The sequence below is a fragment of the Mucilaginibacter sediminis genome (genome assembly GCF_051903035.1).
Lineage (GTDB): Bacteria > Bacteroidota > Bacteroidia > Sphingobacteriales > Sphingobacteriaceae > Mucilaginibacter.
Genome location: NZ_CP170602.1, coordinates 886,562 through 912,783 on the forward strand (window position 1 = coordinate 886,562; position 26,222 = coordinate 912,783).

Below are 26,222 nucleotides of genomic sequence, written 5' to 3' on the forward strand. Positions count from 1 at the left end.
TATTTTTGTCGACTGATCAAAATCAATGCAAAAGAAAAGTAAGCTTACGCTGTATATTTTTATAGCTCTTATCGCCGGTGTAATAGTAGGTTATATTTATAACACCAATGTAATCAATAAAATTAATGCCAATATAAGTACAGCCGAGGCTCATATTAAAGCCATCGATAAAAACTTATTAGCATCGGCAGATACTACTACAGAAGCTTTCAAATCCATAAAAAAACTGAGGCAGACAGAAGTAAAAGCCCAGCAGGAAAACAGCACCTTAAGGGAGGATAAACTGGAGGGCTTTAATATTTTAAGCAAGATTTTTCTGAATTTGATAAAGATGATTGTGGCGCCGCTGGTGTTTACAACGCTGGTGGTTGGCGTGGCAAAAGTAGGCGATATTAAAGCAGTAGGCAGGATAGGCGGTAAAACGATGCTTTGGTTCGTCAGTGCCACCTTGGTGTCCTTATTATTAGGAATGCTGTTGGTTAACTTATTTGAACCAGGTAAAACCATGCACCTGCCGTTGCCAGACAGCCATTTAAGTACCGGTATCAAGAAATCGGCACTGTCGCTAACCGAATTTATCGGGCATGTGTTCCCCTCAAGCTTTATCAAATCAATGGCCGATAACGAGATATTGCAGATTGTGGTGTTTTCGCTTTTTTTTGGCATAGCCACAGCGGCGGTTGGTGAGCAAGGTAAAATTGTCATTAAAGCCATGGATGCTATTGCACATGTGATATTAAAGATAACCGGCTATGTGATGAAACTGGCCCCTGTTGCCGTGTTTGGCGCTATAACAGCGGTAATTGCCCGGCAGGGTTTAGGTGTACTATCAACCTACGGTATATTTATCGGCGAATTCTACTTTTCGTTAGTGCTGCTTTGGCTCATTATTATACTGGCCGGCTTTATTGTATTGCGCAAACCTGTTTTCAGATTAATAAGCAACATAAAAGATGCTATGCTGATCGCCTTCAGCACTTCAACCAGCGAAGCTGCTTACCCTAAAGTTCTGTTGGAATTGGAGCGTTTTGGCTGCAGTAACAAAATTGTGAGTTTCGTATTACCATTGGGATACTCATTTAATTTGGACGGCAGCATGATGTATATGACCTTTGCATCGTTGTTTTTGGCGCAGTCGTACGATATTCACTTATCGTTTGGGCACCAGCTGTCTATGCTGCTGGTGCTGATGCTTACAAGCAAAGGTGTAGCGGGCGTACCAAGGGCATCTTTGGTTGTAATTGCAGGGACACTATCAATGTTTAATATTCCGGAGGCGGGATTGTTCCTGTTGATAGGAATTGATCCGTTGCTGGATATGGGTAGATCGGCAACCAATGTTTTGGGCAATGCCATGGCTACTGTAGTTGTAAGCAAGTGGGAAGGGGAACTGGATAATTAGTGAATTAGCGATTTAGTGAATTAGTGATTTTTTAATTGCTGATTCAAATAATTACTCTTACGGCCGATATCCTATATTTTATAATTGATGGTAAATAGTGAAAAAATTGATTTTGCAGAGGCATTTAGAATTCGCACAAAAAAGTTTGTTGTAGATAATATTAGATTTTACAAAACTTTACCAAAAACAGAGGAAGCTAAGATAATTGGAAGGCAGTTACTCAGATCGTCTTCATCTGTAGGAGCGAATTATAGAGCTGCCTGTCGGGCAAGGTCGCAAGCCGAATTTCATGCCAAGCTGTCGATAGTTGTTGAAGAAGCTGATGAATCGGCATTTTGGATGGAAGTACTAATTGAAGCTCAAATAGTTAATAAGTCGGATCTGATATTATTATTAGACGAAGCCAATCAAATCCTTAAAATAGTATCTGCGTCAAGAAAAACAGTGTCTACCAATAAAAAATGACAACCAATTTTAAATTCAATAATCACTAATTCACTAACTCGCTAATTCACTAATTAATATATGTCTTCAAAAACAAAAAAAATATTCCTCATTACCACCATTGTTGTGCCCTTTCTTTTATACTGTTTTTACTACTACGGTATGATGATTAAAAACGCGCCTTACCGGTTTGCTGATTTTCAGTCCATATCGATCCAGTATGGCGAGAAGGATTCATTGGTTAATAAATTTAACTCAGGCACCGGCGACTACCAATACCTTAACAAGCGCGATTCGCTGGTTAAGGTAAACGTTAAGCTTACTGAGAATGACCTGCTCTATTTGCACCACAAGGCAGCCGGCCTGGGTTTCTGGGATTTTCCATCGAACGAGAGGGGAGATACTGTTAAAGAAAAACCGGTGCGTTATATCATCGAGTTTAAATATAAAACCAAAACCAAACGGGTTGTTTTTGATTCGAACTTTGCGGGCGACCCTAAATTGATAGATGCCAATAAACAGCTGATCAAAGAAATTGATCAAAGTTTAACAACGGCGGAACGAAGACTGAAAAAATAAAAGGCGGCAGGGTTGTTTATTAAATAACCAATCCCTATATTTGCACCTCGAATTTTAAAACAATAATTAACAAACATGTACGCAATAGTAAGTATAGCAGGACAGCAATTTAAGGTTGCAAAAGACCAGCAGATCTTTGTACACAGGTTACAAGGTGACGAGGGCGCTAGTATTGAATTTGACAGTGTATTGTTAGCAGAAAACGAAGGTTCATTCAAATTAGGTTCTGATTTGAAAGGCGCTAAAGTATCGGCTAAGATCTTGTCTCATTTAAAAGGTGATAAAGTAATAGTTTTCAAAAAGAAACGTAGAAAAGGTTACAAAAAGAAAAACGGTCACCGTCAGCAATTTACCAAGATCGAGATCACTGGTATCACATTATAATTTAAAGTTTTAAACCGAGCCGATTTATCAGCTCATAAAAGATATAAACAATGGCACACAAAAAAGGGGCCGGTAGTTCCAGAAACGGCCGCGAGTCGCATAGCAAACGTTTAGGTATCAAAATTTTCGGTGGTCAGCCAGCAATTGCAGGTAATATCATCGTTCGTCAGCGTGGTACTAAACACAATCCAGGCGTTAACGTAGGTATCGGCAGAGATCACACCTTATTCGCTTTAGCCGAAGGTATCGTAGTTTTCCGCAAGAAAGCCGATAACCGTTCATACGTTTCAGTGGTTCCGGCTACAGAATCGGTTGCTGAAGTTGCAGCAGCGCCAGCGGTAGTTGAAGCAGCACCTGTTGCAGAAGAAGCTCCAAAAGCAAAGAAAGCAGCAGCACCAAAAGCTAAAAAAGCTGATACTGAAGAAGCAGCAGCTGAGTAATTAGCAAAGCTTTATAGATATAAGAAATCCTGGGTCAATTTGATCCGGGATTTTTTAGTTTACAGCCATTTTCATCTAACCGACATGTAAAAGCTAATTGGTATAGTGTAATACATGCGTACAGGAGTCCCGGCAACTAAGGCCGGTGCCCATTTGGGAGAGGTCTTGATTACCCTGATTGCCTCCAGGTCAAGGTCCTTGTCAACACTCCTTATTACTATAGGGTTAAGTATTGAACCATCTTTTTCAATGATCATTTGAACAAATACCCTGCCCTGGATACCCCTCAGACGGCAACTTAAAGGATATCGAATATTTTTAGCGATAAAGAGAGTGAACTGGTCATTTCCCCCCGGAAACCGGGGCATGGAATCGACTACAGAATAAACAGAATCATTAGGAGGTATCACCACTATTCCTGCTGATGATTGGGCTTTAATACTGATGGAATACGCAAACGCGAAAAATAATAAGATAAAGGCTTTATACATATAATATGGTAATAAAGCTAATATGTTTTTTTTTACTCTACTATCAGCTTCTTTAAATAATAAGTATCCGGATCTATCACCGGCATGGTTTTGCTTGTGAGTGTTATCCCCTTTTTATCCAGGGTGTATCTTTTGGTAAGGCTATCAATAGTAATGTCAACAGGTAGCGGCATATCAATATTTTGAAGCTGAATGAGGTATTTATCACCGCGCTTAGCCGTTACATGAACTTCCAGCTTATTTATTGAATAAATATATAAATCGAACAATGGCTTTAAATCTCTCCCGGCGGCTTTGCTGAAATATTCCTGCACATCTGCAGTAGTAACCAAGTTGCTATAGGTGTATTTGGGACTTGTAACAAAGCTTTTTATAGTTGGGAAGAAGATGGTATCGCCCATGATGTATCTCAGCGTATGCATAAAGAATGCGCCCTTGCCATAAATATCACCATTATAAGCAGCTTCTTCGTCGATATCTTTTCCTATTACCAAAGGAATTTTGTTGCCAAATGAAAGTGCAGCTTGCTGGAAGTGTTTAATATAGGCTTGTTCACCTTCCAAATCCCGTATGGGCATGGCATCGCCAAAGGTGCAAATACCTTCGTGGATCCAGTAATCGGCCCAGTCTTTGGCTGTTACTTTGTTGCCCCACCATTCGTGGCCAAATTCGTGATGCATCAGCCAGTCAAAGTCCTTTCCGCCGAGTTTGCTGTATCTGAATTTGTTGCCGTAGGCATTCATGGTTTGATGCTCCATACCCAGGTGTGGCGTTTCGGCTATACCTATTTTCTCTTTAGCCCATGGGTACTCACCGAAGTATTTTTCCTGTATGCGGATGGTCTGCTCAAAAATATCCAGGTGGCGGTTGGCCTTGGCGGCATCTTCCTTCAGCACATAAAACTGGATGGGTACAGTAGTGCCATTAACGGTTTTATATGGCCTGCTTACCACCGTATAATCGCCGACGTTAAATAAGATACTGTAGTTGTTGATGCTATAGTTGGTTTTCCAATGATAAGTAGCTTTATCGCCGCTTTTGGTTACTTTTTGCAACAGGCCCGGCCCGGCAACTACCAGGTCTTTAGGTACGGTTATCATCATATCAACACCGTCATTCGGTTCATCTGAAGGATGGTCCTTACATGGGAAATAGAGTTTACCACCGGTGCCCTCGGCTGTGATGGCAACCCAGGCATGCCCGGTAGAATCTTTCATCCAGGTAAATCCATCATCCCAGGGCGGGCGACGGGCAACATGGGGCTTGCCGCCATATATCACTTTAACGCTGGTTTTGCCGGCAGGTAATTCTTTCGCTGTGTTTATAGTAATCAGGTTGTTTTGATAAGTAAATTGCTCCTTTTTACCGTTTACCAAAACATTACTGATCTTCAATGAATCCAACAAATCAAAAAGTAATACCTTAGTAGGCTGAGCCATGATCACATCAATAGTGGTATAGCCATCTATCGTTTTCTGAACCGGATCAACATTCAAGGCGATGGTGTAATGGCGTATATCCATAATGGCTTGCTCTGGTTTAAGCTTGCCGCCGGATGTTAGGGTTTGGGCGCTGGATACTACTACAGCGAGCAGTGCCAATGTTGTGAGTAATGTTTTCTTCATTATTTGGCGTATTCACTTAATCTGAAATAAATTGTAGCTCTATGTCTATTGCCTCGAAACAAGTTTGATATTGCCTCCATTTTTACAATTTTTTGTAACGTTCAAGTCAACCATAAGAGTTCACTATTCAAGATACGCCAACAGGGTATATACAAATATTGTAGAAAATTGGGTTTCGGCAACATTAATAATCGGCAATAAAGAATAGTTTGTTCTTATTCTTTATCGCCGATTCACATATTTCAAGAATAGCATTATATTCTTTTTGCGCATTTAATTCTTCTGTAATAACGAGAGATTTCATATGATCGTAGAATTCTTCAAGTCGATCCACCTGCACCTCCCCGTTAAATTCATCACCCCAAGTGTCAAACTCATAGTCAGCAGACCAGCGATATTTGTATATGATACTTTCGCGCGGTAATTCTTGATAGTCAGGATAGAGATCTAAGATCATTCCGAAATATCCTGACCAAAGCACAACTTCAAATACTAACTCTCCAGATTCTGTACGCTCCCTGAAGTAAGCCTCTCGGATCTGTACGATCGATATTTTCTGAAAGTCAGATACAAGATCGATTTTTTTCATAGTTTGTCTTCTTTTGCCTAAGCCACTTAAATAAATAATTTTGGCAAAATTGTATTTTATGTTAGGATGCAACCGTCATATTCACCTTCTTCATTCCCTAAATATAATCAATACTCCCTCACCAACAAATTATCGGCAAACTGCCTTAAATACTGGCGGCGATCTTCCGACAGATTGATCTGATCCAGGGCATTAAAAGCCATTTCTGCATAGGTTTGCATCGCATCTTCTGCATAATTTCTGATGTTCAAACTGTCGTAAATAGCTGTTACCGCTGCAACCTTATCGGAGGCAGTAAATTCTTCAAGATTTAGCCACTTTTCAAGTTCGGTTGCCTGGCTGTCTTTTGCCAGTTCAAGCGCCTTTATCAGCAGATATGTTTTTTTATTGGATAGTATATCACCGCCAACCTGCTTACCAAATTTTTCCGGGTCGCCGTAAACATCCAATATATCATCCTGCAACTGGAAGGCAATACCAAGGTTTACGCCGAAGCTGTACAGTAATTGCGCATCTCCTACTGTAGCGCCGCCTATAATAGAGCCTATTTTTAAAGTGCCGCCCAATAACACAGCGGTTTTAAGCCGAATCATATCCACGTATTCGTCTATCTGTACATTGTTGCGCTGCTCAAAGCTCATGTCAATTTGTTGGCCTTCGCATACACCTGTGGCTGTCTCGTTAAAAACATCCATTACCCGGCGCAAAATAGCATCATCAACCTTCATCATGAATTTGTTGGCTTCTACCATCATGGCATCGCCGGATAGTATGGCTACATTGGCGTTCCATTTTTCGTGTACTGTAATTTTACCGCGGCGCAAGGGAGCTTTATCCATAATGTCGTCGTGCATCAGTGTAAAATTGTGGAACACTTCGATGGCCAGGGCAGGCTCTATCGCTTTTTCCACATCGCCGCCGAACAGGTCGCATGCCATTAGCAGCAGGGCAGGGCGCAAGCGCTTACCGCCAAGCGAAAGTATGTAGCTTATAGGTTCGTAAAGATCGGTAGGATATGCCGGAAAAGTAAGTTCGTCTACAGCCTTGCTCACCATGGCATGTAGTTCTGTAAGTTGTTTCATTTTTGTAGTTAACAGTTGATTAAGTTGATTGAGTTGGGTTAAGTTGATAGCGTTACCGAAACCCAATCAACTTAATCCAACTCAATCAACCAATCAACTCAATATCAATCCTGTACTAACGAAAAATCAATTTGTTTCTTGGTCAGATCAACGTTTTTAACCCTGATTTTCACCTCATCGCCCAGCTGGTAAATTTTCTTTTTACGCTGACCGATGATGCAATAGTTTTTCTCGTCCAAAGTATAAAAATCATCGGATATATCACGCAGGCGTATCATGCCTTCACATTTATTTTCGATGATCTCTACGTACATTCCCCATTCGGTAACGCCCGAGATAATACCTGTAAAAGTGTTGCCAACCTGGTCGCGCAGGTATTCAGCCTGTTTGTATTTAACAGATGAGCGTTCGGCGTCAGCTGCTTTCTTTTCCATTTGCGAACTGTGGGAACATAGCTTTTCGTAATGTTCTGCATTTACCGATTGTCCGCCGTTTAAATAATGGAATAGCAGGCGGTGTACCATTACATCCGGATACCTGCGAATAGGAGAGGTGAAGTGCGTATAATGGTCAAATGCCAGACCGTAGTGGCTGCTGGTTTTTGTGGTGTATATAGCTTTAGCCATCGACCTGATGGCCAGTTGGGTAAGTACATTTTGTTCTTTTTTGCCTTCCACATCTTCCATCAGGAAGTTTAACGATTTAGCAGTTTCTTTATCCGATTTAGTGTTTATCTTATAGCCAAACCTGGCAGCAAATTGCGCAAAATTGGCTAATGCATCTGGTTTAGGTGAATCATGTGCGCGATAAACAAAGGTATATTTGTGTTTTCCTTTGCCCATTTTACTTACATGCTCGGCAACCTTACGGTTAGCCAATAGCATAAAATCTTCTATCAGTTTATGGGCATCTTTACGTTCTTTTACATAAACACCGGTTGGTTTTCCTGCTGTATCAAGCTTAAATTTAACCTCGGTAGTTTCAAAGCTGATGGCGCCGTTTTTAAATTTACGGTCGCGTAGTTTATAAGCTAAGGCATTTAGTTTAAGGATCTCGTCTTTAAAATCGCCTTCTTTGTTTTCTATTACTTCCTGAACTTCTTCATACGTAAAACGCCTGTCTGAGTAAATGATGGTTTTGCCGTACCATTCGGTTTGGATAAATGCATTCGCGTCCAGTTCAAAAACTGCCGAAAAACATAGCTTTTCTTCTTTAGGGCGCAACGAGCACAGGCCATTTGAAAGGCGCTCGGGCAGCATAGGGATAACCCGATCAACCAGGTAAACAGAAGTAGCACGATCAAATGCTTCTTTATCGAGGGCAGAATCAGGAATGATATAATGCGATACATCGGCGATATGCACACCAACTTCGTAATTGCCATTCTCGAGTATTTTAAACGATAATGCATCGTCAAAATCCTTGGCATCAAATGGATCGATAGTAAACGTGGTGATATCTCTGAAGTCCCTTCTGCGGGCAATTTCTTCTGGGGTGATCACATCCGATATCTCCTCCGACTCATGTTCAACCTCGGCCGGAAAGGATAACGGAAAACCATATTCGGCAAGGATGGCATTCATCTCGGTGTCATTCTCGCCCTGTGCACCTAAAATGTGTTTTATCCTTCCAATGGGGTTTTTGGCCTCAGCCGGCCAGTCGGTAATTTCTGCAACTGCTTTTATCCCATTTTTAGCACCGTTGAGCTCGCTCATCGGGATAAAAATGTCATGCATCATTTTACGGTCATCTGGGATGAAAAATGCAAAGCGCTCAGATAGCTTTACAATTCCTGTAAATTCCATTTTGGCGCGCTGCAGTATTTCGATGATCTCGCCTTCTTTACGTTTGCCTTTGCTAATGGCATATACGTAAACTTTAACGCGGTCGCCATGCAAAGCATTGCGAAGCTTGCGCGGGGCAACAAAAATGTCGCTTTCCAACTCATCATCGGTAACTATAAATGCCGAGCCGTCGTTCGTCAGATCGACACGGCCTTCCATAAATGTTTTTAGTTCAAGTAGTTGGAATTTGCCGGGCGAAACCTCTTTCAGTACAGATTTAAAAGCCTCGTCTTTTAGAATATCAAATATAATCTCGCGCGATTCGGGATCGCGGACGTTTAATTTTGCAGAAACCTGTTTATAATTAAGTGGCGTATTGCCGTTTTGTTCAAATACATCAAGTACCATTTGGGTGAGTACCTGAACGATAGAAGAATTATTTTTCTTTTTTTTAGACATACAAAAGTATTTGCGCTAAGATACAGATTTTTGGTGTTTGGGGGTGAAGGCGAAAAAGACAGGGTTAGGGAAATCGATTTTAAATTTGAGGTAGTGAATTTGCTCGATCAGTGGGAGCCCATTTTTTGAGTTAGACACGAATTCCTGACAATCCGGCTAAATTTATCGAATTTCACGAATTTTTGGATTGATAGACTGCATAACTTAAGATATTAAGAATTTGGCGCTGTTTTGATCAACAACAAGCACAAAATGTCGATACGCTAAATTACGGGAAATCTCAATTTAATGTTAACCATGTAAAATTATAAAATGTTTATTTTCAGATATTTATAAATTAAATATCTGAAATATGTTAAGTTATGTTAACCCATCTTAGATGCGTTTGCCCTCTGCCATTACCCCTGCGGTATAGAGGCTATTAAATTCCTGGTGTACTCCTCCTTTGGTCTATAATAAATATCGTCCGGGTAACCTGTTTCAATAATTTCGCCTTTATTCATTACCATCATCCTGTCGGATATGTGTTTAATAACGGCAAGATCATGCGAAATGAATATGTAAGTGAGTTTAAACTCCTGCTGTAGTTCGCGTATCAGGTTAAGCACCTGTGCCTGTACAGACACATCAAGCGCCGACACTGATTCGTCGCAGATTATAAATTTAGGTTGCAGTGCCAGTGCCCGTGCTATCACTATACGTTGCCGCTGACCTCCTGAAAACTCATGCGGGTAACGGTTAAAATGTTCGGGCAGCAGATTTACCCGTTCCAGTAATTCCAATACGTGTTTTTTGCGTTTGATATTATTGGCATAAAACTGGTGTACCTGCAAAGGCTCCATGATGGATTGACCGACGGTTAATTTAGGATTTAAAGATGAATAAGGATCCTGAAAAATGATTTGGATATTGCGCCGAATCTCGCGCAGGTCGTTCTTTTTTAAGCTGCGCAGATCTGTATTTTCAAAACTGATATTACCGGCTGTGGGCTCAATCAGTCTTAAAATGGTACGGCCTAACGTTGTTTTTCCGCAACCCGATTCGCCGACCAGGCCAAGTGTTTCGCCGGGATAAACTTCAAAACTTACATTATTTACTGCTTTAACCACTTTTTTTGACAGGCCCAACAAGCCCGTACTAACCGGGAACCAGGTTGAAAGGTGATTAATCTTTAATAAGGGTTCTTGTTTATAAAGCTGTATCCTTCTTGCTTCTATTTCAGCATCAGGATAATGATACATTGTCCTGATGTTTTCTATAGTGACCGATGATTTATTTTGGATATTTTCTGCATCAAAAAAATCGGCAACTATCGGCAGTTTCTTTAAATGTTGATTTGGTGATGGCCTGCACGCTAATAAGCCTTTGGTGTATGGGTGACTGGGATGATCGAATAAGTCGGGCGCATTGGCTTCCTCAACAATTTCGCCTTTATACATCACCATTACCCGGTCGGCAATTTCCTTAATAACCCCCAGATCATGCGAAATGAAGATCAGGCTCATTTGGCGCGCTTTTTTAAGGCAGAGCAGTAATTCTATGATAGTTTTCTGTACGGTTACATCCAACGCGGTGGTAGGCTCATCGGCTATTAATATCTCCGGATTACAGGATAGGGCCATAGCTATCATCACCCGTTGCTTTTGGCCACCAGAAATTTGGTGCGGGTAGCTATCAAAAATAGCTTCAGGGCGGGGGAGTTGTACCTCGTTAAAAAGCTCGATAGTTTTCTTTTTGGCTTCGGCTTTGCCCAATCCCAAATGTAGCCGGATAGCCTCGGTTAACTGGAAGCCACAGGTAAGCACTGGATTAAGCGATGTCATGGGCTCCTGAAAGATCATGGCCATACGGTTGCCCCGAATGTCGCGCATATCAGCCTCGGATAGTTTGCACAAACTACTTTCATTTAAAAGTACCTCCCCGGTAATAACGGTTTTATCCGCATCCAACAACCGCATCAAAGCAAGTGAGGTAACTGATTTACCCGAACCGGATTCACCTACAATCCCAATAGTTTCGCCTTTTTGTAAGTTAAAGGAAATATTTTTTACAGCTTTAAATAAGCCATCTCCGGTTTTAAAACTAACCCCCAGGTTTTTTACTTTCAGCATTATTGGCCAACTATAGTTATCATCTCGTCTTTTATTAAATCTTCGCCGCGATAACGCCTTATCAGCTGGGCGGTAGCAACTACATCTTTTTGGCAATAGATGCAAATCCGGTCAAGCTGGTTTTCGTTCCAGTAAACGTGCCCCACCATGCTGCCGTCAATGTCGTCTTTTGGAGTAGGAATATCAAAAATGGCCGTTAGCAAGCTTAATGATGTGAAATTTTTATAATCGCCAAATTTCCATAGCTCCATGGTATCCAGGTGGATAATTTCCCAGGGCTTTTTACCTGCAAGTTGTAGCTGGGGCGGAAAAGGAAGCCCGTTAATTAACAAACGCCTACAGATATATGGATAATCAAACTCCTTGCCGTTATGGGCCACCAAAACCAGGTTAGCAGGCTGGCTAAACAACAAAGCCGAAAAGTTGATGAGCAATTCTTTTTCATTATGCCCCGCGAACGATTTAACCCGCAAACCTATATTTTCTTTTCCCTTAGTGAAAACTCCAACGGATATACATACTATCTTACCAAATTCGGCCCAGATACCCGCGCGTTGGTAATATTCTTCGGGTGTTTCGTCTTTACGCTGATATTGCGTTTTTACCTCCCAAAGCTTTTTAAAATGCTCAGGCACTTCATCATGTGTACCATATTGCGGCACAGTTTCAATATCAATTACCAATAAATTATGCAGGTCATACTGCTCAAGCATCGTGGGTTAGTTTTATGGAGCAATATAATGAATGTTTTAGTTTGATAGGTTTTACGTGGTACGTTTTAGGTTATACGTTTGTAATTTTATTAATGCGTAACAAATCGCTCGATAGCTGGGATAATTCTTTAAAAATTATTTCGCAGAAATAATTTTCACCACTCACCACTCACCACTCACCACTCACCACTCACCACTCACCACTCACCACTCACCACTCACCACTCACCACTCACCACTCACCACTCACCACTCACCACTCACCACTCACCACTCACCACTCACCACTCACTTACTTACTCAATATTTCAAATCCAATATTAACGGTATTACTATTGCCATCAACCAGGGTAAGTATATGCTTGCCTGGCGGAGGGTTTAAAGCCATCTGGTGAAAATCTTTGGTAGTACCCATATACTGATCATCCAGATGCCAGAATATTTTCATGCCCGGCAAGCGGTGTGCTGCGTTACAAATCATCCGTCCGCGGGCACCATCGGCTTCAAGGGGAATGTATATTTTTGCGCCATCCTTGGGGTAAATTATCTCCATGGTATTTCCATTCTCTGTCTGGGCGCAGTCTGCCCGGAAAGGTGGAAGTACATGATATTGATAATTGCGGGATTTATAATAATACTCCATAGATGGAGGCAGTACAAACCATTTTTTGTTAAGCATTTGATCGGGTGGTTCGCAATTACCATTTACCTGGTATTGCCCATCGGCAGACAGATGAACAAGCTGGTGATAAGGGCAAACAGGTGCCCTTAAGCCGGTTTTAGGAACCAGCACCTGGTCAATATCCTGGCAGTATTGCCCGGCACGATAGCCGCTTTGCCTGCAAACGTCAATTTTTACCATTTCGCCGGTTGGCATTGCAAACCAGTCTTTTGATGCAGGCAGTAATCTAAAAATCTCGAACAGGGCAGGGGCAGCGGCGTTAATACCGGTTAAACCCGGCCTGCCTTCGCCATCGGTATTACCAACCCAAACACCTACCACGTACCTTGGTGTAACACCAATGGCCCAACCATCCCGAAAGCCAAAGCTTGTTCCCGTTTTCCAGGCTACACGCTGGCTGGAACTGAATTGCTGCCATAGCATCTCTTCGCCCGGCCTCATCACTTCTTCCATGGCTTGGAAAGTACTATAGATAGAAGCCGCATCAAGCAGGCCCGATTTTTCCAGATCAGGTTTCTTAATATCCTGTTTATTATAAACCGGGTTATGAAAATCCTCAGGATCGTAACTACCATTGTATTTATCATAGTGATTAAGCACCCTGGCCATATCCGCATAAGCGCCTGTAAGTTCCCAAAGCGTATTTTCGCCGCCGCCCAATATCAGCGATAATCCATAATGATTTGCCGGTTTGGATAGGGTGGTGATGCCAATTTTGTGCAAAAAGTCATAGAATTTCTCGAATTTATACTGCTGCAGTAGTTTTACGGCTGGTATGTTCAGTGATCTTGCCAAAGCCTTGGAGGCAGGTACAGCGCCATCATACCCCATGTCGAAATTTTCCGGGTGGTAGCCGGCTATTAATGTTGGTACGTCTGGCAGTAAACTGTTAGGCAATATCAACCCATTATGTATTGCGGAAGCATACAATAGTGGTTTTAGCGTACTTCCGGGGCTGCGCGGGGCATCAATCACATCTACATCGCTTTCCATTTGTGGGTCTTCATGATGGGTAATATTACCGGCATAAGCCAGTGTTTCGCCGGTTTCAACATCCAGCACAATAGCGGCTATATTGTTAATGTCGTTTGCTTTTAAAACCTGGTGATGTTGCTCCAATATATCGTTAACCTGCTGTTGTAAGCCCGAGTGGATGCTTGTACGGATACGTGTGTCGCCTATGGGTTTGGCGTCATAATCATTTTTAAAACGCTGTAGTAAATGCGGAGCAAGGGAGGGCAGCGGCATGGGCCTTTCAGGAACGGGTTCCAGTTTTGCCAATTCGGCCGTTATACTGTCAATAACACCCTGCTTATATAATCTGTTAAGCAACCTATTTCGTTTGTTCAGCAATGTTTGTCTGTTCCTGCCGGGATGTACTAATGACGGCGCATTGGGCAATACCGCCATTGCTGCCATTTCGCCCCAGGAAAGTTTATCAGGGCTGCGACCGAAATAGCGCCAGGAGGCAGCATCCAGGCCAATAACATTGGTGCCAAATGGCGCATTGCTGGTATAAAGGGCTAATATTTCCTTTTTGCTGTAGGTGAGTTCGAGCCGGAGCGCCATAAAAATTTCCAGTAACTTATTCCAGATGTTGCGGTTGTGTTTGGTAGCCAGTCTTATTACCTGCATAGTAATTGTACTGCCGCCGCTGGTTACTTTTTTTGAGCTCAGATTTTGTTTGATAGCGCGCCCAAAAGCAAGAATATCAAAGCCAGGGTGGTTTTCAAAACGTTTATCCTCAAAAGCAATGATACATTGTTTGAATTTTTCTGGTACGCTATCATTATAGGGAAAACGCCATTGGCCGTCTTTTGCTATAGATGCACCGAGTAATTGACCCTGATTATCGTCAATTACGTACGAAGTAGGGTTTTTAAATAATGGTTTTGGCAAACAAAACCAAAACAACACGGTTAAAACGAACAGGAATACAAGCAGAAATATTACTTTTGATTTTTTTAAGCAGATTTTTATCCGTTTTAACACAGTTTGCATTAAATAATATTTTCAATAAAGATATAACTAAGCTTTATATCACTACCATATCCGAAACCGGATTTTTTGATAAACAACGATAATGGGCATACAAAAACTTTCAATTATTATCCCGGCTTATAACGAAGGTAACACCATACATTTAATTTTGAATAAAATTAAAGCGGTTAACCTGACTAATGATATCCAAAAAGAAGTTATTATTGTAAACGACTGTTCAACAGATCACACGGAACTTGCCATTAGTTCATACCAACAATCCAACACGGATGTAAATATCCAGTACTTTAAACACGATGTAAATAAGGGCAAGGGGGCCGCCCTGCACACCGGTATCTCAAAAGCAACCGGTGAATATCTTATAATACAAGATGCTGATTTAGAGTACGATCCAGCTGAATATAACGATTTGCTGAAACCAGTAATCAACGGTTTTGCAGATGTTGTTTACGGATCCAGGTTTATGGGGAGCAATCCGCACCGTATTTTGTTTTTTTGGCATACCATAGGCAACAGGTGGCTAACCTTTGCATCAAACATGTTTAGTAACCTTAATCTTACGGATATGGAAACCTGTTATAAACTGTTTGATACCAGGCTAATACAGGCAATCCCCCTTACCGAAAAACGCTTTGGGTTTGAGCCGGAGGTTACCATCAAAATATCCAGGGTGCCTAAAATCCGGATTTATGAAGTAGGGATTTCTTACTATGGCCGTACTTATGAAGAAGGAAAGAAAATAGGGTGGAAGGATGGCGTGAGAGCTATATACTGTATACTAAAATACGGGCTGTTTAAAAGTAAATAGCTTTAAAAAATAGTAGTAGAATGCACAAATCACACATTTTTTGATAAGTTTATTTCAAAAAAATACAATTTTTGTGCGGTTTTTTGCAAACAATGCTTACACGGTTTTTAAAATCAATTTAAATGCTGCCGACTTATTAAAACATCATCAATAATTGTTATTGGCGGCGTTGGGCTTTTTCCCAAACAGCACTTTGTGTGGTTGTAAAATACCTGATGATGCCGGCTAATACAGCGTAGTTCATCACACAGAAATAATAAGGGATAAACAATACCTTTATGCGCAACTGCTTTTTCTCCATAATATAACCTAAAAATGCCAACATGTAAAATAGCACCTGGGCAAACAGCAGTAACTGCCATCCGGTTGCGCCGGGTTCACAAGCAAGTACCACATTTAAAATAAAAGACAGGATGAGCAGGAAGGGGGTAACCGTCCACCGCAATACCCGGTGACTGATGTACTGGAACGACAGGATTGGATAGGGAAAAGGATTAAACAAACTTTTTAACCGCAATATGGATTGGATACCTCCGGCAGCTATGCGAATTTTCCGTTTTAGCTCTTCGGATACATTTGCGGATGCGGTTTCGGTGGCGTAGGCTTCGGGTTCATAAACAATGCGGTAACCTTTTTCGGCAATCAGCATAGATATCATAAAATCATCCAATACCGTATCGGCCGGTACCGGTAAATAAAGTGACCGCCTTACGCTGAACAGTTCGCCGGCTGCGCCAACAACCGAATATAATTCAGAATCCCACTTTTTAAGTGCCGACTCATATTTCCAGTAAAACCCTTCACCGGCGGCACTTGCATCGGCATTTTCGTCAATATGTACTCGTTTTTCACCGGCAACCGCGCCAACGGTCGGGTCGGCGTAATGCCTGCAAATTTTTATGAGCGCATCTTTATTTAAAAAGGTATTGGCATCGGTAAAAACTACGGCCTCGGTATCTACAAACTCCATTGCGCGGTGAACGGCAGCTATTTTGCCGGCGCGCTGCGGCTGATGCAAAAGCCGGATCTGGGGATACCCGCCAATAATGTCAGGCGTATTATCAGACGAGCCATCTGTTATAAAAATTATTTTCAATTTACCTGCCGGGTAGTTAAGCAACAAGCTATTGGCTATTTTTTCTTTTATAAAAAACTCTTCGTTATAAGCTGCCACAACCAGGGTGCAGGTAGGGAGCGCGTTCAGGTTTTCGGCTACCGGTTTTTTAGGCCCTCTCACTATTCTTTTCAGTTTAATGATAAAGTATAAAAGGATGCCGTATCCTGCAAATGTGTAAAACACAATAATGAGGCTTAACAGTAAAATTATTTTCATGCTATAGTATTTATAGGATAACCTAAGTTGCTGCTGTTTTTTGAATGAGTCAGATTCCACCACACTGCTTTAAAAAGCATGGGTATAAAAGCGTAATTTTTGTTTTTTATATAAGCTATTACGTTGCGCGGTACCACCAGCAACAGGAAATAAATAAAGAAAAATATTTTTTTGTGAGCAGGGGCATTACGCCGCGTAAACAAAATGCGGTTGCGGTTCATAAAATATTCCTTGAGCTTACTTTTTTTGCCCACAGATATCGATTCTTTATGATAAATCAATGCATCGGTATTTACCCAGGCCTGGTAACCTGTTCTTTTGATCATCTCGCACCAGTCTACCTCTTCATAGTACAGGAAAAAATTTTCGGCCATGAGCCCGGCTTTGTCAATTGCTTCTTTTTTAATCATCATGGCCGCACCATGGCAGTAGGCTGTTGGCCCAATAATATGATTAAACTGCCCCTGGTCTTTTTGCTTCAATCCAATACAACTATTGCGGCAGGTGCAATAATCCATGGGCGTATAGCCGGCGTATTGAATTAAACCCTTGTCGCTGTAATATTTTATCATGGGCGAAATGATACCTACATCATCATATGTTTCCAAAGTGTCTACCAGGCCATCTATCAGCCCCGGTGTGAATTCAGTATCGTTATTAACCAGGAAAATATAATCTCCCGTGGCCTGTTTAATGCCCAGGTTATTACCACCCGCAAAACCCAGGTTAGCATCCGACCGGATAGATTTGATATCGGGGTACGTTACGAGCCACCCGGGTACCGGGTTTATTTTGCTGGCATTGTCAACCACAATTATCTCCAGGCTGGCGTAGGTATTCGTTTTTTCTATGGATGACAGCAACTCTTCGGTAACTGCCGGCTGGTTAAAGTTTACGGTTACAACAGATACTTTTTTCATCTATGCTGTTAATGTACCTACTACTAAGCAGCAGTATGGTCATGTGTGGTATGTATAAATTTTTTGTTGGCGCCCTTTAACTTGAATAACAGCAACAACATAGTGAAAAATATCAGCGGCAGCTTAAGAGCCGCTTTCAGTAATTGGATGTTAAAGTAAGGGCCTGGTATGGCAGCCAGAATACCAACATAGCAGCACAGGGTTGCAAGCGCCCACAATTGCCATGATGGCCCTATGCCCGGCGTTAACCACCACAGGAATAAGGAAATGAATAACATAAAAGGCATCAATCCCAGCATCAGCACCCTCGGTAGTATCGACATTTGGTATATTTCGTTAAAATAATCAAAGTTGCCCCGTAAAAACAATTCGCTAAAGCCGCTCATGCCATACTTACGTAACAGGTTAAACTGGGCCGAAAGCCATCTTTTACGCTGTTTTTTAAATACTTCGGGGTTGCTTACCTTCTCATCATATACATATGCTTTTTCGGCATAGGCAACGCCAATTTTCTGGCGGGTAAGTATCAGGCCCATTTCTTTATCAAAGCCGCCAACAGCGTCAATCTGGCCCATGGTTGTCTTGAATAAGCTATATTCCAGCGCCATTCCCGAACCAATAATAGCCGCCGAAAGGTTAAACACCCGTTGCGCCTTCCTGAAAATGTGGTTGTTAATCTCTTCACTTATACCATCAAGCACGGCTACCTTGGTATTGCTGTTTTTGGCTATTCTGTGGCCTTGTACCACCTTTTCGCCTGCCTGCAGGTAGTTGTTTATCTGGTACAAAAAGTCTGGCGCTGCAACGTTGTCGATATCGTAAACTATGGCCGCGTCAAATCCGGGCACCGTATTTTCAATGGCTTTGTTCAGCGCTTTTGATTTGGTGCTGTTTTCAAAAAACACTTCAACAACCTGCAATGGCATCTGCCTTAGCTTTACCAAAGTTTCGGGCTTCAGCGAATCGGCTATGACACATACATGGAATTTATCGGTAGGGTAATCAAGCGTTAAGGCGTTCGCTGCAGAATTTAATAAAATTTCATCCTCTTTGTAAGCGCAGATGTAGATAACAAATTTGCTTAATGAAGTAGCGACGGGAGGATATTTTATAGGTACCAGTTTCCCTAAAACCGAGAAGATAAAAAGGTACAGGCAATATACCCCCAGGTATATAAAAGCCGCCCACATGATTACCGAAGCAACAAACTTAATGATCTCCATTGTTTATTATGTTTTATAACTTTTACTGTATTTTAATAAAAAAGTTGCGTTATTATTGATTTATCGCTTTAAGCTTAAGCTCTAAATTTAGTGCCAAAAGTTTCTCTATTTCAACAACCCTGTGTTCCCATGTGTTTTCGGCGGCCACTGCAAGTCTTTTTTTCTGCAATTCAGGCGTATCATTTAAAGCCTCGTTTATGGCGATGGTAAATTCTCCGGCAGTTTTGCAATAAGCAACAATATCCTTTGTAAATTCTTTTAAATCGGTATTAAAGTTAGATGATACCGTTGGTTTGCCCGAGCCAAGGTATTCAAAAAGTTTTAAGGGGAATATAGAACTGCTTACCTCATCTTTTTTGAAAGGAATAATAGCTACATCAAAACCTTTTAAAACCGCGGGCATTTGCTCATAAGGCACTGCTCCCGTTAAAAAAGCGTTGGGCCGTTCAAATACCGACATATCGGCATAATTACTATCCACGGGACCTACAAAAGCGAAATTCTTGTCCGGGTTTTGGTCTAATAATTCTTTAAGCAAATTATAATCAACCCGGCGCTCAATATTGCCAAAGTATCCTATTATTGGTTTGCCAATACCCGATAAAACCGCTGCGACAGGCAACTCCGGGTCGAGCGCTTTTTGGCTATGGTTAATGTTTGCCGCGTTTGGAATAAGATGTGAGTTATGATTTAACTTAAGCTTTTTGTTTCTTAATTCTTTGCTGGTGCAAATTACCAGGTCTACGTTTTTAACAATAATGTCTTCGGATATTAAACCATGCCTGGTTTGGTAAACCTCAATCAGCGGATCGACGCAATGGTAAACCGTAAGTAATGGCTTTATTAAATCATGAAAGTTGGGGTAGGTGTAGTTGTAGGAGTTGATGTAAATGTAATCGTTGATGCTAAATTGTTTTATTACCTTTTTTAATCGTGAGGCAACAATCAATTCATTCATTCTTACGGCCAGGCGATATATTTTCCCTTCGGGCAGCATATTAATAGATGGCACCGGCGGGCAAATCACTATTTTAAGGTTGGGTATCTCTGTTTGGATAATGCTATCGGAAGGGGAGAAGAAATGCGGCTTTCTGATTTTAAAAGCCGGTGTATCTTTATACTTCACATAATCTTTCCAGGTAAAGGGCCTGTCTACATAGTATACGTTATTGTTTTTAGCCAGGTACTTTGCCAAAGTGTAGTTTGTTGATTCCAGGCGGCCATCAAACTGCATCTGTGAAAATATGATGATATTACGGTTCCTAAGCTCCATACTAAATTGCCTGTTTACCTGTTCCTGATTTTTTTATACGATGTACTGATAAGTTCGTTCAGTTCAAGATATCCTAAATAAAACATGTCCTTAACAGAAAACTGTAAATGCTTTTTAAGGGCCCAGTAACCAAAAATAGCCCCCGAAAAGAAAGTAAAAATTGATGCTATGGCCACGCCATATAAATTATGAAAAATGAATATCCCAGCAAAATCGGCAAATACATTGATGGTTAACATGATAAAGACTTTTATCATATTTAATTGCGGTTTCCCGATAATATCCAATGTTATCCCAAAAAATCTATCAATAGGAAGCAGCATAACAAAACACATGAATATCCTGAAAATGTTGCCGGCATCAGAGTGCTGGTAACTGCTGCCAAATAATAGGCCAATAATAAGGTCGGCCAGTAAAAAGGAGAGTATGGCTACAGGTATCAGGGCGATTGTAAGCATTCCTGCGTATTTTTTCATAATATAGGCTACATGCTTTTTGTCGTCGCGATGTACCGAGGCCGACATAACAGGCAATGCCGTAGCGATAAAGGCCCTTAAGGGGATCTCAAATATTTCCATCAGCCTTTGCGGGATATAATATACGGCCAGTAATTGAGGCGGGAACATCATTTTAATGATAATGGTATCTGAACTGCGCAACAAATAGGAACTGATTGATGTGCCAACACTATATTTGCCAAAGTGTGCCATCTCTTTTATTGATGCCCAGCTTTTACTACCCATTGCTTTTATTTTTGACCAGCCGGTAAAAATTGCAAGTAAGCTGCTGATAATACTATTTAAGCAATAGCAATAAATTGAATTTTGTAAACTGATATAACCAGATAAAATAAGCAATAATATAAAAAGAAAAAAGCCGCCCTGGTTAATTAACTGCACCAAAAACAGCCTGTCAAAACGTTGTTCGGCTTGTAATATCCAGGTGGTTATTGTAGTTGGAAGCGAGCATAGATAAACGATGCCAAGCCATTTTGTTATCAGGAACATATTAGGGCTTGCGCCTGTGTACGAAAGAATAAAAAACAATAATAAATTACCTAACCCAAAAGTGAGTACTATTGTTAAACCAATATACCAGGCAGATCCTGCTATGTTTGCTGCCCTTTGCGGGCTGGCGCCTGCATAGTATTTTATAAGTGATGTTTGCAAAAAGCCGGTCCTGAACGTATCGGCAAGGTTAAATACCACCAGGAAAAATATGTAATCGCCAAAGTCGGGTTTCGAAAGATGGCGTGCCATTAACCCCAGTATGGCCATACCCAAAACAGGCATAATAGCGTTGCTTGCTAACGAAAGTGTATGCTTATTAATAAGCTTTTGTATAAACCGCATGCTTTGTTTTGTTACGCCTTTTCCCAACAATTTGTTGTGAAATTGTATCTTTTTATAACTTTTGCCGGGTTGCCTACCACTACCGAATAATCGGGTATATTTTTGGTGACAATGCTGCCCGCGCCAATTATAGCGTGCTTGCCAATAGTTACGCCCGCGGTGACCACGCAATTGGCCCCAATCCAAACATTATCCTGAATGATTATTGGTTTGGTAACTACTTTTTGCGCCCGCGGAGGAAGTGTTACATCTTCGTACCCGTGGTTTAAGCCCGAAATAACAATGTTTTGGGCCAGCATTACATAATTGCCCATGGTAACCGGGCCAATGATTACATTACTGATACCGATGCCACAATTGTTGCCTATGATAACATCGCCAACACCATTATTGATGGTTGCAAAATCTTCGATAATGCTTTTACTGCCTAACGAGAATTTGTTAAATGGAAAAATATCCAGCCGCGCATAATATCTTACCACAGCCCCCTTGCCGCGCGGATAATAAAATGGCGTAATAAACCAGCGTACCCAACGCCTTGGCCTCGATTCGCCGGTTGGTATCAGCATCCAGTGAACTAATTTTTTTAACCTTGGGTTTGTTTTTATGGTGGTTATTATCGACATCGGCTCAATTCAATTCGGTTAATGCTGTTGTATTTGGATTACTGCCGGTTACCATGGCTTTTTGTTGTTCCAGGTCTAACCGCATGCAGGCAACAATAATGGCAATAGATAAGTAAAAAATAATATTGGATGGATATTGTACAATGGCCTGTTGCGGAAAATTGCCTATGTTAAAAGCAAATATAACCAGCACCATGGCCATACAGTAGTTTTTAAGCCTGGGGTTTTTAATCAGGAAAAAGAAATTAATACCGTTTTTTAATACCACAAAAAACAGGGTACAAAACAACAGAAGGCCTATCCAGCCCATCTCGACAGCTACGCGTACGTATCCGCTGTCGGGCGGAAATTTGGCCAGCATAGAATTGGGGGCGAAGCGCCGGCCCCAAACACCCACCGACCCCAGACCGCCACCTATTGGATGCGATAATATATATGGCTTTATTTTTCTTTGATTTTCGGCCCGCACATTATACGATGCATCTTTAGATGGGCTAAAAGCCGATTGGAACCTTTTTATCGCCGGGTTTGAAGTGGGCATTACAATCAAAAAAGCAAGCATTAAGCCGGCAACAAGGGTGCCGATAAGTACCTTGCGGTTAAAATTCAGCACAGCCAAAATAAGCAATGAGGCCGGCAACAAAACGTAAGCGGCCCTGGTGCCCGAATAAAGCATCACGGTGAGAAAAAATATGGCCATACAGCCCAGGATTATTTTTTTGCGAATATCTATATTGCTCATGATGAGCGCGATACAAAGTAAGGCGCCAATAACCATGTTATAGGAGAATGTAACCGGATCAGAAAAAATACCCGATTTGCGCATGTGGCCGTTTATAAACAACAAACTTACGCGCTGCGGATCGGAGTAAAGCCATTTTTTTTCAAACGATAGAAAACCAAATTTCTCCTGTTGAAATGCCGAAATGGCGGCAATAACATCGAGCACAAGCCACAGCTTAAACAAATATTTTATAAAACCAACCGTACGAATGTGATAAACAAACACAAAATACATGAGCATAATAAAGCCAACTGTACGTACAGTATAAATCCAGGCCAGCACCGATGCAGCAGATGGGTTGGCTACCTCAAGCAGGTTGTATATCAGCCACAATATAATTACAATACTGATTGGGTTTTTAAAATAACTCCAGTCGTTTTCGCTTTTTTGTTTGATAAAAAAACCCAGGATAAGCAAATAGGTTATAGCATCAAGTAAAGTGCCTATAGGTACCTGTGCGGGCAAAAATTCCGAAATGTAGTTGATAAAAAACGACGCTACTATAAGTACCGTTATCCCAAATTTTGGATAGGCAACAATACCAACCAAAATAGGTACGCCTGCAATAAGGGCCATAATGGCGCCTGCACCAATAATGCCAAGCTTATAAACAACAACGCTTACAAACAACGCGGCGAGTACTAAAAATATAAGCACAAACGGGTTTGAAAACTTTTGGCGCAGCAGCCTTTTTCCAAATGCTTCGTTCACGTTAGTATTGTTGGTTGTTTCGCGCTGCATCTGCTATGGCCAAAGGTTTACAAAAACAAAATTTTAATTGCCCATACAAATACGCCGATAAAGGCTATTGTGATTGCCGCTTTGCGCGACTTGTTTTGAAGCGGTGTTAAATCTTCAAATGGGTTTCGCTTTGCTTCAATGGGATCTATTCTCATAATACTAAAGCTAAAATTTCCCTGGTTGGAAAATAAACCGGCAAATGCCTTACACAGGGTTATGTTCTCTTTTTATTTGCAGTTGTTTTATTAAGCACCCACCCGCCAAATTTGCTGCCCAGCGTCTTTAAAAATACCAGGTGAGGTTTTTGTGCATTGGTCAGTTCTTTATTTGCCTCAAAAATGGCAATAGTTTTATTAGCAAACAGGAGCCATTCTTTTGATTTATTTAACGCTGTTAGCGGGGCTGTATCAATAATAATAATATCGTATTTTGACTTTAAATCGTCAAAGCGGTTTTTAATAAAGGCTTCGTCGGCAATTTCCAGCAACGTAACATCATTGCCATGGTTACCCAGCGTAGTAGCTACGCTGCTGTTTATTTCGATACTGCTGTGCGGATTGTCTTTAAAATAATCCTCTAAAAACAACAACGGGTGCAGTGCATTTGTTAAATCCGGCCGCTCAAAGTTTCCATCAATTAATAAAACCTTTTTATTGATCATGGCATAGGAGTAGGCCAGGCTTGCAGAAAAAAGTGTTTTTCCTTCGTGCGGGCTTATGCTGGTAATTGCAATAACTTTTTCTCCACGTAATTCCTGGTCAATTTCAAACCTCACAGATCGCAGCAAATCCTTGTATTGTTGCATTTTATCGCGGTTTTCAATATCCCAAAGTTTCCTGAGGTCAAGGTCGGTGCCAGGTATCCTGTTTAGGTAGCCAAGTAATGGCAACTGGGTTTTATTAACAAGTTCGGCAGGCTCCTTTATGGTATTATCAAAATAAAACATAAGGAACAACACAAACACGCACCCAAATAGCGTTACCACAACGCTTATAACTATTAGCAGCATTTTTTTTGACGGTTGCGGGGCTTCGGGCTCGGCTTTTTCGACCTGTATCAGTTCAATGCTGAAATTGGATTTAAGATTGGTTGCGTTATATTTATTTAAAACATCAAGGTATTCCTGGCTGGCAATATTGATGTCAAAATCGAAAGTTTTTACTTTGGCATCAAACGGAACAAGGCGTGCAAATTTGGCGTTCAAATCGGCCAGCTCTGCGTTAATTGTTTGAATGCTGTATTTGGCCAGATCGCGTGTTATTTCAAGCGCCAGTTTCTGCTTAACCAATTCGTCCTTATGCGTAAGCGGATTCGTTATATATTGATCTGATGAAAGGTTAATTTGAGCCGACAATGATTTTTGAAGCGAATCAAGCGAGGGTTTGTACTTAGGATCGTAATTGCTGCGGATATATTTGTTCTGAACAGCATGAAGTTCGTCCTGTGTTGCAGTAATAGTCTGATTAATTTTGCTTGATACCGACTCGAAATATCTCCTGTCGCCTGGCTCAAACCTGCCATCAATTTTCTTTAAGGCTCCTTCGTATGACGCTATTTCTTTTTCGGCATCCTGTTTTTTATCGTTATAACTAATTATCTGGCTAAAAACAGCTCTTGATTGTTCTTCAAGGTTAATTATACCGTTGTCTATCTTGTATTTTTGTAATTGTGCTGTCTTATCCCGAAGAGCATTTCTTTTTTGAACCAAGAGCTCGGATAAAAATGAAACGGCATTTGATTGGTTTTTCTTTACGGTTTGGGTATAGTAGCTAATAAATTGGGTACATAGTATATTAACAACATCTGCGGATAATTGCGGGTTAGCCGAATCATAAGTTACAGTTATAAAATCGCTGTCTTCGTCCCGGTAAATAATCAGGTCCTTGCGTAATGACGCGTCGTCATATTTCATGGAGTGCAACAAATCGTTCAAAATGCGCTCCTGTTTGTTGTAAAGCAACAGTGGTTCAAAATGGTTGAATTTGTACTCAAAAAGCTTTAATGCGGCATCACGCTCATATTCAGCCATTTCGGAAAGCATCTGGCTTGGTTTGCTATACGGATAGGCGGGGTATTTTAAGTCATGTATAATTAGCGAATAGGAAACCTGGCTAACTATTTTCTTAAGCTTCATGATGGCCATCAGGTTACTAAACTCGCTGAATGCCTGTTGGGCCTGTATACTTGCGTTTGCATCCTTATCCAGCAGGTGCCGCGATGCATCAATTATACCTGTAGCAATTTGCGCATGTGAAATATAGGTATCGGGCAGTTTTTTAACCAAAAAAAATGTACCTATACCTGCGATAAGCGGTATAAAAATGAGTACTAACCGGTATTTTTTTAATAATTTAAAAAAAAAGCTTAACTCCATCT

22 protein-coding genes are annotated in these 26,222 nt (G+C 41.1%); 6 read left to right on the top strand and 16 right to left on the bottom strand.

The annotated features are described in order from the left end of the window. The first annotated feature begins 25 nt into the window (after positions 1–25). The 5 genes from ACFGVS_RS03490 (at position 26) to rpmA (ending at position 3,249) form a co-directional block, all read left to right on the top strand. On the top strand, positions 26–1,402 hold the full coding sequence (locus ACFGVS_RS03490) for a dicarboxylate/amino acid:cation symporter (RefSeq protein ID WP_439697477.1): 1,377 nt from the start codon (positions 26–28) through the stop codon (positions 1,400–1,402). A gap of 87 nt (positions 1,403–1,489) precedes the next feature. Next, the gene (locus tag ACFGVS_RS03495; RefSeq protein WP_439697478.1) at positions 1,490–1,867 is read left to right on the top strand and encodes a four helix bundle protein; all 378 of its coding nucleotides are present in this window, start codon (positions 1,490–1,492) and stop codon (positions 1,865–1,867) included. Positions 1,868–1,927: 60 nt separating this feature from the next. Next, positions 1,928–2,425 (top strand): hypothetical protein, encoded by a 498-nt coding sequence (locus tag ACFGVS_RS03500; RefSeq protein ID WP_439697479.1) that lies wholly within the window; start codon positions 1,928–1,930, stop codon positions 2,423–2,425. A 75-nt stretch (positions 2,426–2,500) separates the two neighbouring features. Then, entirely contained in the window at positions 2,501–2,809 is a 309-nt protein-coding gene (rplU, locus tag ACFGVS_RS03505) for a 50S ribosomal protein L21 (protein WP_090650782.1), read from the top strand. A 50-nt stretch (positions 2,810–2,859) separates the two neighbouring features. Then, complete coding sequence (gene rpmA / locus ACFGVS_RS03510; protein ID WP_439697480.1) at positions 2,860–3,249, top strand: 50S ribosomal protein L27; 390 nt, start codon at positions 2,860–2,862, stop codon at positions 3,247–3,249. Positions 3,250–3,320: 71 nt separating this feature from the next. Here the strand turns inward: rpmA and ACFGVS_RS03515 are convergent, their stop codons facing one another. The 8 genes from ACFGVS_RS03515 to pbpC form a co-directional block, all read right to left on the bottom strand. Then, positions 3,321–3,740: an energy transducer TonB gene (locus ACFGVS_RS03515; RefSeq protein WP_090650788.1), complete on the bottom strand. Its 420-nt coding sequence runs from the start codon at positions 3,738–3,740 to the stop codon at positions 3,321–3,323. 32 nt (positions 3,741–3,772) lie between these two features. After that, positions 3,773–5,365: a M1 family metallopeptidase gene (locus tag ACFGVS_RS03520; protein WP_439697481.1), complete on the bottom strand. Its 1,593-nt coding sequence runs from the start codon at positions 5,363–5,365 to the stop codon at positions 3,773–3,775. A gap of 184 nt (positions 5,366–5,549) precedes the next feature. After that, positions 5,550–5,954: a hypothetical protein gene (locus ACFGVS_RS03525; RefSeq protein WP_439697482.1), complete on the bottom strand. Its 405-nt coding sequence runs from the start codon at positions 5,952–5,954 to the stop codon at positions 5,550–5,552. Between the two features lie 107 nt (positions 5,955–6,061). Then, on the bottom strand, positions 6,062–7,036 hold the full coding sequence (locus ACFGVS_RS03530; protein ID WP_439697483.1) for a polyprenyl synthetase family protein: 975 nt from the start codon (positions 7,034–7,036) through the stop codon (positions 6,062–6,064). Between the two features lie 104 nt (positions 7,037–7,140). Further along, positions 7,141–9,279 carry a ribonuclease R gene (gene rnr / locus ACFGVS_RS03535; protein WP_439697484.1) on the bottom strand — a complete coding sequence of 713 codons (2,139 nt, stop codon included), beginning with the start codon at positions 9,277–9,279 and terminating at the stop codon, positions 7,141–7,143. A 398-nt stretch (positions 9,280–9,677) separates the two neighbouring features. Continuing rightward, a complete protein-coding gene (locus ACFGVS_RS03540) occupies positions 9,678–11,390 on the bottom strand; it encodes an ABC transporter ATP-binding protein (RefSeq protein ID WP_439697485.1) in 1,713 nt (570 codons plus the stop codon). Beyond that, entirely contained in the window at positions 11,390–12,103 is a 714-nt protein-coding gene (locus tag ACFGVS_RS03545; RefSeq protein ID WP_274213500.1) for a 3'-5' exonuclease, read from the bottom strand. The genes ACFGVS_RS03540 and ACFGVS_RS03545 overlap by 1 nt, the downstream gene beginning before the upstream one ends. 292 nt (positions 12,104–12,395) lie before the next feature. Continuing rightward, complete coding sequence (pbpC, locus tag ACFGVS_RS03550) at positions 12,396–14,786, bottom strand: penicillin-binding protein 1C (protein ID WP_439697486.1); 2,391 nt, start codon at positions 14,784–14,786, stop codon at positions 12,396–12,398. Positions 14,787–14,868: 82 nt separating this feature from the next. Here pbpC and ACFGVS_RS03555 point away from each other — a divergent pair, with 82 nt between their 5' ends. Next, positions 14,869–15,594: a glycosyltransferase family 2 protein gene (locus ACFGVS_RS03555; RefSeq protein WP_439697487.1), complete on the top strand. Its 726-nt coding sequence runs from the start codon at positions 14,869–14,871 to the stop codon at positions 15,592–15,594. A gap of 157 nt (positions 15,595–15,751) precedes the next feature. Here the strand turns inward: ACFGVS_RS03555 and ACFGVS_RS03560 are convergent, their stop codons facing one another. The 8 genes from ACFGVS_RS03560 to ACFGVS_RS03595 all read right to left on the bottom strand — a co-directional run bounded on the left by ACFGVS_RS03560 (position 15,752) and on the right by ACFGVS_RS03595 (position 26,220). After that, positions 15,752–16,927 (bottom strand): glycosyltransferase family 2 protein, encoded by a 1,176-nt coding sequence (locus ACFGVS_RS03560; protein WP_439697488.1) that lies wholly within the window; start codon positions 16,925–16,927, stop codon positions 15,752–15,754. Continuing rightward, complete coding sequence (locus tag ACFGVS_RS03565) at positions 16,924–17,847, bottom strand: glycosyltransferase family 2 protein (RefSeq protein WP_439697489.1); 924 nt, start codon at positions 17,845–17,847, stop codon at positions 16,924–16,926. The genes ACFGVS_RS03560 and ACFGVS_RS03565 overlap by 4 nt, the downstream gene beginning before the upstream one ends. Positions 17,848–17,870: 23 nt before the next feature. Next, a complete protein-coding gene (locus tag ACFGVS_RS03570; RefSeq protein WP_439697490.1) occupies positions 17,871–19,070 on the bottom strand; it encodes a glycosyltransferase in 1,200 nt (399 codons plus the stop codon). Positions 19,071–19,122: 52 nt separating this feature from the next. Further along, positions 19,123–20,343 (bottom strand): glycosyltransferase family protein, encoded by a 1,221-nt coding sequence (locus tag ACFGVS_RS03575; RefSeq protein ID WP_439697491.1) that lies wholly within the window; start codon positions 20,341–20,343, stop codon positions 19,123–19,125. 14 nt (positions 20,344–20,357) lie between these two features. Next, positions 20,358–21,695, bottom strand: a complete 1,338-nt coding sequence (locus tag ACFGVS_RS03580; protein ID WP_439697492.1) for a lipopolysaccharide biosynthesis protein — start codon at positions 21,693–21,695, stop codon at positions 20,358–20,360. Between the two features lie 11 nt (positions 21,696–21,706). After that, the gene (locus ACFGVS_RS03585; protein WP_439697493.1) at positions 21,707–22,321 is read right to left on the bottom strand and encodes an acyltransferase; all 615 of its coding nucleotides are present in this window, start codon (positions 22,319–22,321) and stop codon (positions 21,707–21,709) included. Between the two features lie 4 nt (positions 22,322–22,325). After that, positions 22,326–23,846, bottom strand: a complete 1,521-nt coding sequence (locus tag ACFGVS_RS03590) for an O-antigen ligase family protein (RefSeq protein WP_439697494.1) — start codon at positions 23,844–23,846, stop codon at positions 22,326–22,328. Positions 23,847–24,060: 214 nt separating this feature from the next. Beyond that, a complete protein-coding gene (locus ACFGVS_RS03595) occupies positions 24,061–26,220 on the bottom strand; it encodes a GumC family protein (RefSeq protein WP_439697495.1) in 2,160 nt (719 codons plus the stop codon). Positions 26,221–26,222: the final 2 nt, after the last annotated feature.

What these genes read in the sequence shown, in the direction of transcription:
- ACFGVS_RS03525 (WP_439697482.1), bottom strand. Translation starts at nt 5,954, where the DNA reads ATGAAAAAAATCGATCTTGTATCTGACTTTCAGAAAATATCGATCGTA.
- ACFGVS_RS03580 (WP_439697492.1), bottom strand. Translation starts at nt 21,695, where the DNA reads ATGCGGTTTATACAAAAGCTTATTAATAAGCATACACTTTCGTTAGCA.
- ACFGVS_RS03530 (WP_439697483.1), bottom strand. Translation starts at nt 7,036, where the DNA reads ATGAAACAACTTACAGAACTACATGCCATGGTGAGCAAGGCTGTAGAC.
- ACFGVS_RS03495 (WP_439697478.1), top strand. Translation starts at nt 1,490, where the DNA reads ATGGTAAATAGTGAAAAAATTGATTTTGCAGAGGCATTTAGAATTCGC.
- ACFGVS_RS03565 (WP_439697489.1), bottom strand. Translation starts at nt 17,847, where the DNA reads ATGAAAAAAGTATCTGTTGTAACCGTAAACTTTAACCAGCCGGCAGTT.
- ACFGVS_RS03560 (WP_439697488.1), bottom strand. Translation starts at nt 16,927, where the DNA reads ATGAAAATAATTTTACTGTTAAGCCTCATTATTGTGTTTTACACATTT.
- ACFGVS_RS03500 (WP_439697479.1), top strand. Translation starts at nt 1,928, where the DNA reads ATGTCTTCAAAAACAAAAAAAATATTCCTCATTACCACCATTGTTGTG.
- ACFGVS_RS03585 (WP_439697493.1), bottom strand. Translation starts at nt 22,321, where the DNA reads ATGTCGATAATAACCACCATAAAAACAAACCCAAGGTTAAAAAAATTA.
- ACFGVS_RS03490 (WP_439697477.1), top strand. Translation starts at nt 26, where the DNA reads ATGCAAAAGAAAAGTAAGCTTACGCTGTATATTTTTATAGCTCTTATC.
- ACFGVS_RS03520 (WP_439697481.1), bottom strand. Translation starts at nt 5,365, where the DNA reads ATGAAGAAAACATTACTCACAACATTGGCACTGCTCGCTGTAGTAGTA.
- ACFGVS_RS03555 (WP_439697487.1), top strand. Translation starts at nt 14,869, where the DNA reads ATGGGCATACAAAAACTTTCAATTATTATCCCGGCTTATAACGAAGGT.
- ACFGVS_RS03595 (WP_439697495.1), bottom strand. Translation starts at nt 26,220, where the DNA reads ATGGAGTTAAGCTTTTTTTTTAAATTATTAAAAAAATACCGGTTAGTA.
- ACFGVS_RS03545 (WP_274213500.1), bottom strand. Translation starts at nt 12,103, where the DNA reads ATGCTTGAGCAGTATGACCTGCATAATTTATTGGTAATTGATATTGAA.
- ACFGVS_RS03590 (WP_439697494.1), bottom strand. Translation starts at nt 23,846, where the DNA reads ATGCAGCGCGAAACAACCAACAATACTAACGTGAACGAAGCATTTGGA.
- ACFGVS_RS03575 (WP_439697491.1), bottom strand. Translation starts at nt 20,343, where the DNA reads ATGGAGCTTAGGAACCGTAATATCATCATATTTTCACAGATGCAGTTT.
- ACFGVS_RS03570 (WP_439697490.1), bottom strand. Translation starts at nt 19,070, where the DNA reads ATGGAGATCATTAAGTTTGTTGCTTCGGTAATCATGTGGGCGGCTTTT.
- rpmA (WP_439697480.1), top strand. Translation starts at nt 2,860, where the DNA reads ATGGCACACAAAAAAGGGGCCGGTAGTTCCAGAAACGGCCGCGAGTCG.
- rnr (WP_439697484.1), bottom strand. Translation starts at nt 9,279, where the DNA reads ATGTCTAAAAAAAAGAAAAATAATTCTTCTATCGTTCAGGTACTCACC.
- rplU (WP_090650782.1), top strand. Translation starts at nt 2,501, where the DNA reads ATGTACGCAATAGTAAGTATAGCAGGACAGCAATTTAAGGTTGCAAAA.
- ACFGVS_RS03540 (WP_439697485.1), bottom strand. Translation starts at nt 11,390, where the DNA reads ATGCTGAAAGTAAAAAACCTGGGGGTTAGTTTTAAAACCGGAGATGGC.
- pbpC (WP_439697486.1), bottom strand. Translation starts at nt 14,786, where the DNA reads ATGCAAACTGTGTTAAAACGGATAAAAATCTGCTTAAAAAAATCAAAA.
- ACFGVS_RS03515 (WP_090650788.1), bottom strand. Translation starts at nt 3,740, where the DNA reads ATGTATAAAGCCTTTATCTTATTATTTTTCGCGTTTGCGTATTCCATC.